Source organism: Kutzneria sp. 744 (assembly GCF_000568255.1).
GTDB lineage: Bacteria > Actinomycetota > Actinomycetes > Mycobacteriales > Pseudonocardiaceae > Kutzneria.
In genome coordinates this window covers 7,179,275-7,192,401 of the sequence record NZ_KK037166.1, presented here as the reverse complement: position 1 = coordinate 7,192,401, position 13,127 = coordinate 7,179,275, and the positions used below count along the sequence as shown (strand labels likewise).

The 13,127-nt window shown below is 67.2% G+C and carries 7 protein-coding genes and 2 pseudogenes; 6 read left to right on the top strand and 3 right to left on the bottom strand.

Features of this window, described 5'->3' with window-relative positions; translation table 11 throughout:
* Nucleotides 1-130 precede the first annotated feature (130 nt).
* Both KUTG_RS33055 and KUTG_RS33050 read right to left on the bottom strand, forming a co-directional pair.
* Nucleotides 131-2,437 carry a discoidin domain-containing protein gene (locus tag KUTG_RS33055; RefSeq protein ID WP_043731454.1) on the bottom strand — a complete coding sequence of 769 codons (2,307 nt, stop codon included), beginning with the start codon at nt 2,435-2,437 and terminating at the stop codon, nt 131-133.
* A gap of 260 nt (nt 2,438-2,697) precedes the next feature.
* Nucleotides 2,698-3,469 (bottom strand): annotated as a pseudogene (locus KUTG_RS33050) (enoyl-CoA hydratase-related protein).
* 402 nt (nt 3,470-3,871) lie between these two features.
* Between KUTG_RS33050 and KUTG_RS33045 the strand changes: the two are divergent.
* From KUTG_RS33045 to KUTG_RS33020, 6 genes are all read left to right on the top strand, one after another.
* The gene (locus KUTG_RS33045; protein ID WP_043722383.1) at nt 3,872-4,870 is read left to right on the top strand and encodes an ABC transporter permease; all 999 of its coding nucleotides are present in this window, start codon (nt 3,872-3,874) and stop codon (nt 4,868-4,870) included.
* A gap of 58 nt (nt 4,871-4,928) precedes the next feature.
* Nucleotides 4,929-6,686, top strand: coding sequence for an ABC transporter substrate-binding protein (locus KUTG_RS33040; protein WP_043722381.1), 1,758 nt, complete (start codon nt 4,929-4,931; stop codon nt 6,684-6,686).
* A gap of 84 nt (nt 6,687-6,770) precedes the next feature.
* Nucleotides 6,771-7,781 (top strand): ABC transporter permease, encoded by a 1,011-nt coding sequence (locus tag KUTG_RS33035; RefSeq protein WP_043722378.1) that lies wholly within the window; start codon nt 6,771-6,773, stop codon nt 7,779-7,781.
* Complete coding sequence (locus KUTG_RS33030) at nt 7,781-8,827, top strand: ABC transporter ATP-binding protein (protein WP_043722376.1); 1,047 nt, start codon at nt 7,781-7,783, stop codon at nt 8,825-8,827. The genes KUTG_RS33035 and KUTG_RS33030 overlap by 1 nt, the downstream gene beginning before the upstream one ends.
* A gap of 4 nt (nt 8,828-8,831) precedes the next feature.
* Complete coding sequence (locus KUTG_RS33025; RefSeq protein ID WP_043722374.1) at nt 8,832-9,857, top strand: ABC transporter ATP-binding protein; 1,026 nt, start codon at nt 8,832-8,834, stop codon at nt 9,855-9,857.
* Between the two features lie 352 nt (nt 9,858-10,209).
* Nucleotides 10,210-11,043: an alpha/beta fold hydrolase gene (locus KUTG_RS33020; protein WP_043722372.1), complete on the top strand. Its 834-nt coding sequence runs from the start codon at nt 10,210-10,212 to the stop codon at nt 11,041-11,043.
* Nucleotides 11,044-11,895: 852 nt separating this feature from the next.
* Here the strand turns inward: KUTG_RS33020 and KUTG_RS33015 are convergent.
* Nucleotides 11,896-13,110, bottom strand: a pseudogene (locus tag KUTG_RS33015) (methylmalonyl-CoA mutase family protein); the annotation flags it as partial.
* Between the last annotated feature and the right edge of the window lie 17 nt (nt 13,111-13,127).

Here is a 13,127-nt window from a genome sequence, read left to right as displayed (position 1 = left end):
GCACCGGAAGGTCGAGGTCGTGGTGCGGGCCGGCACCGAGCGCCAGCCCGTGATCGCCGCGGCCCTGGCCGCACTGGCCGAGCCGTAGGCCGGATCCCCTGCCGTGACAAGGGATCCGGCCGTCATCGCGTCAGGATCCGTAGACCTGGAACTCCGAGACCTGGCCGGCGGGCCAGCCGTCGTTGCCGGTGAAGTTGAGCCGCAGGTAACGCTGGCTCGTCGCCGGCACGGTGATCGTCACGGAGTTGCCGGTGGCCGGGTCGAACCGGTAGCCGGCCGAGCCGACGACCGTGCTGAACGAGCCGCCGTCGGCAGAACCCTGCACTGACAAGGTTTCCGTGCGGGCGCCCCACGCGGTGGAGGGCGGCAGGGTCAGCACGATGCGGCGCACCGACGTCGAGGAGCCGAGGTCGACCTGGAGCCACTGCGGGAAGGCGTTGTTGGCGCTTTCCCAGTAGCTGCCGGTGTTGTTGTCGTTGGCGTTGCCCGGGCCGTAGACCTGGGTGTAGCTGCTGGCCGACATCGCCTTGCCCAGCGCCAGGTTGCCGCTCGGCGGAGTGGTGGTCGTGGTCGTCGTTGTTGTCGTGGTGGTGGTTGTGGTGGTCGTCGTGGTCGGGCCGCCGTCGCCGGGGTAGGTGTAGACCGGCGCCGGCCACGGGCCGCAGTACGGAGTGGCGGTGTACCAACCGGAATTGCCGCTGCCCTGGGTGATGGTGAAGCTGCCGCCCAGGCAGCTGTAGATCGGGTTGGACGCTCCGACGTGCGCGGCCGTGACGTTGGCGAAGCTCGCGGAGCCGCCGGCTTGCAGTTGCAGCACAAAGGTTCCGGTGCCGTCGATGGTGATGTTGCTGAAGTGCACGTTGCTGACGGTCGAGCCCTCGACGGTCTGGATCGCCTCGTACGAGCTGTCGATCAGGTTGGAGTCGGTGACGTTGACCGTCCCGTCCAGGGCGCCCTGCTGCGCGTCGAACCAGATGGCGCCGACCCCGAACTGCCAGTTGGGATCGAGCACGCCGGCACGCAGGGTTGTGTTGCGGGCCAAGGTGGTCGTGCCGGCGACGTGCACCGAGTTGAACCGGTTGGCGACGTGGATGCCGCCGCCCTGGGTCTGGGTGTCGGTCACCACGTTGTCGGTGACGCTGTTGTCGTGCCCGCCGTAGATGGCGATGTTGTTGGCCAGCATCGGCAGCTCGACGGTGTTGAAGGAGAAGGTGTTGTCGTGGTCGGCGTTGATCTCCGACCACATGGCCAGCCCGTCGTCACCGAGGTTGCGCAGGAAGTTGTTGGTGACGGTGACGTGGCTGATGCCGTCGTGCAGGTTCAGGCCGTCGGCGGTGGTGTCGAGGATCCGGTTGTTGGACACGGTCAGCCCGTCGAACGGGCCGTCCAGCCAGAGCCCGACCTTCACGTGCTGAAGCCACAGGCCGGAGACCACGGAGCCGCCGCCGAGCGCGCCGCCGATGGCGTTGACCTGGTCGCAGTCGTTGCGCTCGGTGACCTCGCCCATGATCGCGAAGTCGTAGAGCTTGACGTTGCTGCTGACGCCGGAGTTGCCGCCCTGGCCGCAGCTGTTGGGCTCGCCCAGGCCGAACACGCCGACCCGGTTGCCGTGCAGCACGGTGTACCACTGGCCCGCGCCCTGGATCGTCACGTTGTTGACGGTCAGGTGCTGGTTGACCGTGTAGGTGCCCTGCGGCACGTACAGGACCTTGCCCTGCGAGGACGCGGCGGCGATGGCGGTGACGAAGGCGCTGCCGGAGTCGGCCCCGCCGCTGGGGTCGGCGCCGTAGGAGGTGACCGACAGGGAGTTGGCCGGCTGGCCGATCGGCGCGGCGACGTTCTCGAAGTCGGCGGTGTCCAGCGTGACCGCGACCGAGGCGGCGTCGAGCTGGAACTTCACCTTGGTGCCGGCGGCCAGCGTGCTGCCGAACATGGTCCGCACGTCGTCGTACAGGTGGTGCTGGTTGCCCGCGCCCGGGTCGTTGGTGAAGGGGTAGCCGCCGTAGTACCAGCTGTACTTGTTGGTCAGCGTCAGGTCGCGGTTCTTGGCCCCGTTGACGTAGACCGCGATCGGCGTCGTGTACGCGGCGCCGCCGCCGGCGTCGGGCACGGAGTAGTGCAGGGTCACGGCGTTGGCCGCCGCGGTGAGGGTGAACTCGACGTACCGGCCGTTGCCGGACAGGGTGACCGCCTTGCGGCCCGAGGCCTCGCCGGCCAGCGTGCCGGCGGCCCGGTTGGGGCCGATCACGGTGCCGTTGGTGCCGGCCGCTTCGGCCTCGTACTCGGTGAACGGGACGCTCGCCCCTCGGCCGCCGGTCGCGGCCGACGCCGACGGCGCCGCGTGCGGGGCCGCGAGGGCCAGGCCTACGAGCGTGGCGACGCCCAGGCCGGCCGCGCCCAGTCGTAGGAATAAGGAACGCAGGGATCGCTCAGACATCGTCGTCTCCACTTCGGCGGGCAGGGTGCCTTGGTGTGACGGCCACCATAAGAAGACGAGACGATAATCTGCAATATCTGTATCAGAAAGTCGCAAACTTTCCATAGTTTCATGCAAGTATGCGACGAACAACGCAAGCCACCCCCGCGAGTCACGCTCTGGGGCACACCGAAATACGGTTTCGGGCAGAATTGAGACTCAAGGCTCAGTTCTGCCCGAAGCCGTATTTCACCCTGCCGGAGAGCGTGACTCGCGGGGGTTCAGGACCAGGTGGGGTGGCGTTTTTCGAGGAAGGCGGCCATGCCTTCACGGGCGTCGTCGAGCTGGGAGGCGGCGGCCATGACCTCCAGGGCCAGGGCGTAGGCGTCGGCCTCGGGGCGGTCCAGCTGGGCGTACAGGGTCCGCTTGCCCAGGGCCTTCGACGCCCGGCTCCCCCGCGTCGCCCGGGCCAGCAGCTCCTCCACCGCGGCATCGAGCGAGTCGTCCGGCACGACGCGGTTGACCAGACCCCACTCCAACGCAGTGGCGGCGTCGACTGGGGTCGCCGGTGAGGGCCATCTCCATCAGCCGCTTGCGGCCGATGGCCCGAGCCACGGGCACCGACGGCGTGTGGCAGAACCAGCCGCCATGGCCGCCGGGCAGGGCGAAGGCCGCCGAAGAGGCCGCCACGGCCAGGTCGCACGAAGCGACGAGCTGGCAGCCGGCGGCGGTCGCCAAGCCGTGCACACGGGCGATCACGACCTGAGGAGCCGACTGGAGGGCCTGCATCAGCGAGGTGCAGACCGTCAGGAGATCGCGGACGCCGAGGAGGTCACGGGAGGCGACGTCGCCGAAGTCGTGGCCGGCCGAGAAGACGGGCCCGGCGGCGGCCAGCACGAGGCCGGTGGCGTCGGAGGCGGCCACCGACCGGACGGCGTCCAGCAGCTCGCGGAGGTGGTCTTCGGACAGCGAATTGCGCCGAGACGGGCGGTTCATGGTGATCCGTGCCGTCGCCCCGGCACGGTCGAGCAGGATGTGCTGGTAGGAGGCCATGACACCACGCTGCCACAGGCCCGGAAGCATTCACAGGCAGTCACCCGACGCGTGCGCAGCGCATTCCGGCGAAATCGCGCGAGTACCATTGGTGAGCGAATTCCGGAGTTCGTTCCGGGCAATGCGCGCCGTTCGGGGCGTCACGGCGACGGTCGTCACCCTCTGTCGACAAGTTGGACCGAGCACCAAAGCCTGTCCACCCAAATGGCCTAGCATTGCTTAGGCCATTCAGGTTACGTCGGCGGCCTCCTGGCCGCCATTTCAATCACAATCCCGCCACGGACGGGCGATGAATCTGGCGCCGTTCAGCCATAGGTAAGAGAGTCTGCTGAACTCGGGGGAACTGGTGAGTTCCCAACGGGAGCAATTGACGCACGTGCCGCCGAAGGCAGGGGTGAGACGATGACGGCGCCCATGGAAGTTCCGGGCGACGCGGTCCAGGCTGAGCCTGAGGCCGTGCTGGCCGGGATGGGCAAGGCGATCGAGGGCCGTTCGCTGCGGCAGATCGCCTGGTTGCGACTGAAGCGGGACCGAGTCGCGATGGCCGGCGGTGTGGTCGTCGTGATCCTGGTCGTCGCGGCCGCGGTGGCGTTCGTCCTCGACCGGGTCTTCGGCCTCATCCCGACCACCCAGTTCAACCAGCCGCTGATCGACCCCGACCTGCAGATCCCCAAGGGCGTCTTCGGCGGCCTGAGCGTCGACCACCCGCTGGGCGTCGAGCCGGTCAACGGCCGCGACCTGCTGGCCCGCATCTTCGCCGGGTCCTGGGTGTCGCTGCTGATCGCCTTCCTGTCCACGGTGGTGTCGGTGGTCATCGGCACCGTGCTCGGCGTGATCGCCGGCTTCTTCGGCGGCTGGGTCGACACGCTGATCAGCCGGCTGATGGACGTCTTCCTGGCGTTCCCGCTGCTGCTGTTCTCGCTGGCGCTGGCCGGTGTGGTGCCGGACAACGCGTTCGGTCTGTCCGGCGACGCGCTGCGCATCGCCCTGCTGATCTTCATCATCGGCTTCTTCAACTGGTCGTACATCGGCCGGATCATCCGCGGCCAGACGCTGTCGCTGCGCGAGCGTGAGTTCGTCGACGCCGCGCGCAGCCTCGGCGCGCGGGCTCCGCACATCCTGTTCCGGGAGCTGCTGCCCAACCTGGCCGCGCCGATCCTGGTGTACTCCACGCTGTTGATCCCGACCAACGTGCTGTTCGAGTCGGCGCTGTCCTACCTCGGCGTCGGCGTTCGCCCGCCCACCCCGACCTGGGGCGGCATGCTGTCCGACGCCACGCAGTACTACCAGATCGACCCGGAGTTCATGCTCGTGCCGGGTATCGCGATCTTCATCACCGTGTTGGCGTTCAACCTGTTCGGTGACGGTCTGCGCGACGCGCTCGACCCACGTGCCCGCTAGCGGGACACAGCCTTCCCACCAGTCTGGAAGCAGTTCGAGAAGAGGGGTTGACCAGATCATGAAGAGAAAGCGGGTCATGGCGGCGGTTGCCGTCGCCTCCGCGCTCGCCGTGGGCCTGACCGCGTGTGGCGGCGGTGGCGGTTCGAGTTCGAACAACACCGCGGGCGGCGCCTCCGGGTTCAACGCCGGGGCCGACAAGGTGGTCAACCCCTCGGACGCCAAGGGCGGCGTCATCAAGATGGCGAACTCCGGCGACTGGGACTCGCTGGACCCGGGCGACACGTACTACGCCTACTCCTGGAACTTCGTCCGCCTCTACGGCCGGTCCCTGGTGACGTTCCAGTCGGCGCCGGGCGCCGAGGGCGCGAAGCTCGTGCCGGACCTGGCGGAGTCGCTCGGCAAGCCCAGCGATGACAGCAAGACCTGGACCTACAAGCTCCGCAGCGGCGTCAAGTTCGAGGACGGCAAGACCGTCACGTCCAAGGACGTCAAGTACGCCGTCGAGCGCTCGCTGGACAAGACCGTCTTCCCCAACGGTCCGACGTACTTCAACGACTACCTGGACCTGGGCGACTACAAGACGCCCTACAGCGACCCGACGCCGGACAAGCTCGGCCTCAAGGCCATCGAGACGCCGGACGACTCGACCATCGTGTTCCACCTGAAGACGGCGTTCTCCGGCTTCGACTACTTCGCGATGCTGCCCTCGACCATCCCGGTCGAGCAGGCCAAGGACACCGGCTCCAAGTACAAGGAGCACGTGGTCTCCACCGGCCCGTACATGTTCAAGGAAAACAACCTCGGCAAGAACTTCACGCTGGTCCGCAACCCGCAGTGGGACCAGAAGACGGACCCGGTGCGCAAGGCGCTGCCGGACGAGTACGACGTGTCGCTCAACGTCAACGCCGACGACATCGACAACCGCCTGCTCTCGGGCGACCTCGACGTCGACATCGCGGGCTCCGGCGTGCAGGCGGCGGCCCAGGGCAAGATCCTGAGCGACCAGGCCAAGAAGGCCAACGCGGACGACCCGACGGTGGCTCGGCTCTGGTACACCTCGATCAACGGTGACGTGGCCCCGCTGGACAACGTCCACTGCCGCAAGGCGGTCGAGTACGCCGCGGACAAGACCGGCTACCTCGCCGCGTACGGCGGCCAGACCGGCGGCCAGGTCGCGACCAACATGATGCCCCCGATCATTCCGGGCGCCGAGTCGTTCAACACCTACGAGACGCCGAACAACGCCGGCGACCCGGCCAAGGCCAAGCAGGAGCTGCAGGCCTGCGGCAAGGCCGACGGCTTCGAGACCAACATCTCCTACCGGGCCGAGCGCCCGAAGGAGAAGGCGGCGGCCGAGGCGTTGCAGCAGTCGCTGTCCAAGGCCGGCATCAAGCTGACCATCAAGCCGTTCCCGACCGGCGACTACTACAAGCTGTACGCCGGCAAGCCGGACTACGCCAAGAGCAACAACCTCGGTCTGATGATCAACGGCTGGGGCGCCGACTGGCCGGACGGCTTCGGCTTCCTCAGCCAGATCGTCGACAGCCGGGTCATCCGGGCCTCGGGCGGCAACACCAACCTGTCGGTCAAGGACCCCGCCGTGGACGCGCTGATCGACAAGGCGCTGACCACGACCGACACCTCGGCCCGCGAGAAGGTCTGGGTCGACGTGGACAAGAAGGTCATGGACGACGCCTACACGCTGCCCGGCCTCTGGTCGAAGGGCCTGCTCTACCGGCCGCCGCACCTGACCAACGTGTTCGTCAGCAACGGCTACCAGATGTACGACTACCTCGCCCTCGGCGTCAAGAAGTAAGCGGGAAGGTAGGTGAAGGCGTAGGGCACCCGGCCGCCGCCGTCCGTTTCGACGGCGGCGGCCGGGCTGCTGTCAGCCGTCCCCGTGTTCGCATATCTGATTCGTCGCCTGCTCGGGGCGATCGTGATGCTGTTCATCGTCAGCATCGCGGTCTTCCTGATCTTCTTCCTGCTGCCCCGCATCGGTGGCGCGACCGCGGACGACCTGGCCTCGCGCTACGTCGGCAAGACCGCGGACGCGGCGCAGATCCACCTGATGGCGCAGAAGCTCGGGTTCACCGACCCGCTGTACGTCCAGTACGGGCGGTTCCTGGCCGGCATCTTCGCCGGCGCCGACTACAGCACCGGCCCGACGACCGTGCACTGCCCGGCTCCGTGCCTCGGCTACTCGTTCATCACGCAGAACCCGGTGCTGCCGGACCTGCTCGACCGCTTCCCGGTGACGCTGTCGCTGGCCGTCGGCGGCGCGATCGTGTGGCTGTCCTTCGGCGTCTCGGCCGGCGTGGTCTCCGCGCTGCGCAAGGGTTCGCTGTTCGACCGGACCGCGATGGGCATTGCGCTGGCCGGCGTGTCACTGCCGATCTTCTTCACCGGTCTGCTGGCGCTGAACATCTTCAGCTACAACCTCGGCTGGTTCCCGGCGGGCGGCAGCTACACCAACTTCACCGACAACCCGGCGCTGTGGGCCTACGACCTGATCCTGCCGTGGGTGACGCTGGCCTTCCTCAACGCCGCCGCGTACGCCCGGCTGACCCGGGCCGGCATGCTGGAGACGATGGGCGAGGACTTCATCCGCACCGCGCGGGCCAAGGGCCTGCCGGAGCGGACCGTGGTCGTCCGGCACGGCCTGCGGGCCGCCCTGACCCCGATCACCACCATCTTCGGCCTGGACATCGGCATCCTGCTGGGCAGCTCGATCCTGACCGAGCACACGTACTCGCTCAACGGCCTCGGCGCGTACGCGTTGCAGGCGATCACCAGCAACGACCTGCCGAAGGTGCTGGGCGTGACCATCCTGGCCGCCACCTTCGTCATCGTGGCCAACCTGGTGGTGGACATTCTGTACGTGGTCATCGACCCGAGGGTGCGTATCTAGTGACCGATCTGTACGAGGCGCCGACGCAGCGCAGCTTCCTGGAGGTCGACGACCTCCGGGTGCACTTCAACACCGACGACGGCGTGGTCAAGTCGGTGGACGGGCTGTCGTTCAAGCTGGAGCGCGGCAAGACGCTGGGCATCGTCGGCGAGTCCGGCTCCGGCAAGAGCGTGAGCAGCATGGCCCTGATGGGCCTGCAGCGCTACGCCAAGGCCAAGATGTCGGGCGAGATCTGGCTGGACGGCGAGGAACTGCTCTCGGCCGACGACGAGCACGTGCGCTCGTTGCGGGGCAAGAAGATGGCGATGATCTTCCAGGACCCGCTGTCGGCGATGCACCCGTTCTACACGGTCGGCGCGCAGATCATCGAGGCCTACCGGATCCACCACAAGGTGACCAAGGCGGTGGCCCGCAAGCACGCCATCGAGATGCTGGACCGGGTCGGCATCCCGCAGCCGAGCTCGCGCGTGGACGACTACCCGCACCAGTTCTCGGGCGGCATGCGGCAGCGCGCGATGATCGCCATGGCGCTGAGCTGCGACCCGGAGCTCTTGATCGCCGACGAGCCGACGACCGCGCTGGACGTCACCGTGCAGGCCCAGATCCTGGACCTGATCAAGGACCTCCAGCAGGAGTTCGGCTCGGCGGTCATCATCATCACGCACGACCTGGGCGTGGTGGCCGAGCTGGCCGACGACATCATGGTGATGTACGCCGGGCGCTCGGTGGAACAGGGCAGCGCGCGCGAGGTGTTCCACTCGCCGCAGCACCCGTACACCTGGGGCCTGCTGGGCTCGATGCCGCGGCTGGACCGGGACCGCTCCGAGCGGCTGCTGCCGATCAAGGGCACCCCGCCCAGCCTGATCAACGTGCCCAGCGGCTGCGCCTTCCACCCGCGCTGCGCGTTCAAGGACCTGCCCGGCGAGGCCACCACGTCGCAGGTGCCCGAACTGGTCGACATCGGCGGCGGCCACAAGGTGGCCTGCCACATGACCGTCGACCAGCGGCTGCGTATCTGGACCAACGAGATCCAGCCGAAACTCTAGGAATATGGAGACCACTGTGGACAGTCTGTTGTCGGTTTCGGGGCTGCGCAAGCACTTCCCGATCCGCCGGGGACTGCTGCGCCGGCAGGTCGGTGCGGTCAAGGCCGTCGACGGGCTCGAGTTCTCGGTGCGGGCCGGCGAGACGCTGTCCCTGGTCGGCGAGTCGGGCTGCGGCAAGACCACGACCGGCCGGCTGTTGACGCGGCTGCTCGAACCGACCGAGGGCAAGATCGTCTTCGAGGGACGGGACATCACGCACCTGTCCAACGCGGCGATGCGGCCGCTGCGCCGCGACGTGCAGATGATCTTCCAGGACCCGTACTCTTCGCTCAACCCGCGGCACAACGTCGGCACCATCATCGGCGCCCCGTTCCGGTTGCAGAAGGTGTCGACGCCGCAGGGCGTGAAGAAGGCCGTGCAGGAGCTGCTGGAGCTGGTCGGGCTCAACCCCGAGCACTACAACCGCTACCCGCACGAGTTCTCCGGCGGGCAGCGCCAGCGCATCGGCATCGCCCGGACGCTGGCCCTCAAGCCGAAGCTCATCGTGGCCGACGAGCCGGTGTCCGCGCTGGACGTGTCCATCCAGGCCCAGGTGATCAACCTGCTGGAGGACCTGCAGAGCGAGCTGGACCTGACGTACGTGATGATCGCGCACGACCTGTCGGTGGTGCGGCACGTGTCGGACCGGGTGGCGGTGATGTACCTCGGCAAGATCATGGAGATCGCCGACCGCAACGCCCTGTACGAGCGGCCGATGCACCCGTACACGGTGGCGCTGATGTCGGCCGTGCCGGTGCCGGACCCCGACAACAAGGGCAAGCGGGAGCGCATCCGCCTGTTCGGGGACGTGCCCAGCCCGATCAACCCGCCGCCGGCCTGCCGCTTCCACACCCGGTGCTGGAAGGCCCAGGACAAGTGCAAGACGGTCGAGCCCCCGCTGGTGGAGCTCGCCCCCGGCCAGCAGGTCGCCTGCCACTTCCCCGAGAACGTCGCCACCACCCCCGACAAGGCCACCGCCGCCGCCGAGTAGGCCCCGACACCCGCGAGTCCCGCTCTCGGGCAGCCGTACAACCAGTTCCGAACCCCCGCGAGTCCGCTCTCCGTCATACCGAAAGTCCGAATCCGTTTCGTGCTTTCGGTATGACGCTGGGCGGGCCTCGCGGGTTTTTGCTGTCCGGGTTGCCCGTTCGGACAGGGTGCGGGCATCGGCCGCACGATCCCTCTCACTCCCCTGTACCCGACCTGACCTGCGCTTATCGTGTGCCGCAACAGCATGATCCGGAGCTACCGTGACCGCAGTCACATCGTCTACAACTTGATTGTGCACGATGTAATCGCCTACGGTTCCTGACATCGAGAACGACCACGAAGGAGCCCCCGAGATGCGCATCAAGGCCACCATCGCCCGCACCCTGGCCGTCGGCGTCGCTGTCGCGTTGACCGCGACGCTGTCCCTGGCGCCGTCCTCCTCGGCCTCGCAGGCCACCCCGGACGCCGCCGAGCACCACGGCCCCAAGCCGACGGTGATCCTGGTGCACGGCGCCTTCGCGGACGCCTCCAGCTGGAACGGGGAGATCACCGAGCTGGAACGCCGCGGCTACCCGGTGATCGCGGCGGCCAACCCGCTGCGCGGCGTCGCCTCCGACGCGGCCTCCATCCGGGGCCTGATCGAGAGCGTCAAGGGCGACGTCATCGTCGTCGGCCACTCCTACGGCGGCCAGGTCATCACCAACGCCGCGCTCAACGAGCCCAACGTGAAGGCCCTGGTCTACGTGGCCGCGTTCCTGCCCGAGAAGGGCGAGTCCGCGCTCGACCTGACCAACAAGTTCCCCGGCAGCACGCTGGGCGCCACCATCCAGACGGTCGCGCTGCCCGACGGCAACACCGACCTGTACGTGAAGCAGGACCTGTTCCCGAAGCAGTTCGCCGCCGACGTCCCGCTGTCGCAGGCCAAGCTCATGGCCGCCACCCAGCGCCCGGTCACCCAGGCCGCGCTGACCGAGCCCTCGGGCGACGCCGCCTGGCACACCATCCCGTCCTGGTCGATCATCCCCACCGGCGACAAGAACATCCCGGTCAAGGCCCAGGAGTGGATGGCCCAGCGCGCCCACGCCCACACCGTCGAGATCAAGGGCGCCTCGCACGCCGTGCTGGTCTCCCAGCCCCACGCCGTCACCGACCAGATCATCGCCGCCGCCAACGCCACCACCCGCTGACCCCAGTTATGCAGGGAAGGACGCCTTACCCTCGTTCAACGCGGGTAAGGCGTCCTTCCCTGCATTGGGGGGTAGCTCAGAGGCCGTGGGCCTGGCGGATCACGGTGACGATCTCGTCCATGATCTGGGTGAGCTCGTAGTCCTTGGGGGTAAGACGCGCGCCACGCCCTGAGCGGCCAGGGCGGCGGCGTTTTCCTTGATAGGAGGCATATACCATAATACGTCAAATTAGTTATCGACGCCGGGTCGTCGCTCGTGGGCGAACCAGTAACCCAATTCCGGTTGACCGTATGAATCAGCAGGGTGGGCTTAGGTAGCCCACAGGAGTAAACGTTCCCTTAGTGAGGGTATACAGTAATCATGGGCTAGGTGAGCAATTATGACGGATTTATTGGCTCCCAATAGACTAATTGTACCCAAAAATGGCCTGGTTCACGCAGCTCTGGAATAATAATGGATGGCCCTCTCGTTTTATCGTCCAGCAGATCAGTGAAATGTAAGTACTTTGGATGGATCAGGAACTACTTTGTAAGAGGTCACCTAAATCACTCCAAGCTCCCCCCTCTCAACCGCCGCATCCGGTGGCTCGAGTCATGTAGAGAGTCAAGTCTCAGTGTGAGTGCAGATGCCGTCAGTAGCTTAATTTGGCGAAAGCTGACTCTGTTAGTGTGGTGCGCTCGCCTGTACGAGCCCAAAAGTTCCCCTGTAGAGTGCCCCGTCACTCCTCCGAATCCAAAAAGATCGATAGCTTGAGTCGCTACTTTCATCAATATATTTTCCGCTTTGACTTCCTCAACTCCTACGAAGATTCGAACAGCCGCTTAATACGCGGCTACAGCTGGCGGGGCAATCTGCTCCATGGCTCGACAGCGAGGGTTCGCTGGTGTCGAACTTGTTCACGCCGACGATCACGTCCTCGCCGGCCTCCAGCCGCCGACGGCGCTCGGCCAGCGAGCTCACGAGCGAGGACTTCATGTAGCCGCTCTCCACGGCGGCCACCGCGCCGCCCATGGCCTGCACGCGGTCGATCTCCTCGCGGGCCCCGGCCAGCAGCTCGTCCACCTTGGCCTGCACGACGTGCGAGCCGTCGAAGATGTCCTCGTACTCCAGCAGATCCGTCTCGTAGGCCAGCACCTGCTGCATGCGCAGCGCCCACTGCTGGTCCCACGGCCGCGGCAGCCCGAGCGCCTCGTTCCACGCCGGCAGCTGGATGGCCCGGGCGCGGGCGTCGCGGGACAGCGACACCGCCAGCATCTCCAGCACGATGCGCTGCACGTTGTTCTCCGGCTGCGCCTCGGTCAGCCCCAGCGAGTTGACCTGCACGCCGTAGCGGAACCGGCGCTGCTTGGGGTCCTCGATGCCGTAGCGGTCGCGGGTGATCTCGTCCCACAGCGCCGCGAACGCCCGCATCTTGCACATCTCCTCGACGAAACGCACGCCGGCGTTGACGAAGAAGGAGATGCGGGCGACCACGTCGCCCATGCGGTCGGGCGGCACCTGCCCGGAGCCGCGGACCGCGTCCAGCACCGCGATCGCCGTGCACATGGCGTAGGCGATCTCCTGCACGGGCGTGGCGCCGGCCTCCTGCAGGTGGTACGAGCAGACGTTGATCGGGTTCCACTTCGGCACGTTGGCCACGGTCCACGCGACCATGTCGGTGATCAGCCGCAGGCTCGGCCCGGGCGGGAACACGTAGGTGCCGCGGGACAAATACTCCTTGATGATGTCGTTCTGCGTGGTGCCGGCCAGCTTGGCCACATCGGCGCCGTCTTCACGGGCGACGCTCACGTACAGGGCCAGCAGCCACATCGCGGTGGCGTTGATGGTCATGGACGTGTTGGCGTCGGCCATGGGGATCTGGTCGAACAGCTGGCGCATGTCGCCGATGTGGGCGATGGGCACGCCGACCTTGCCGACCTCGCCCCGGGCCAGCTCGTGGTCGGAGTCGTAGCCGGTCTGGGTCGGCAGGTCGAACGCCACCGACAGGCCGGTCTGCCCCTTGGCCAGGTTGCGCCGGTAGAGCGCGTTGGACGCGGCGGCCGAGGAGTGGCCGGCATACGTCCGCATCACCCAGGGGCGATCGC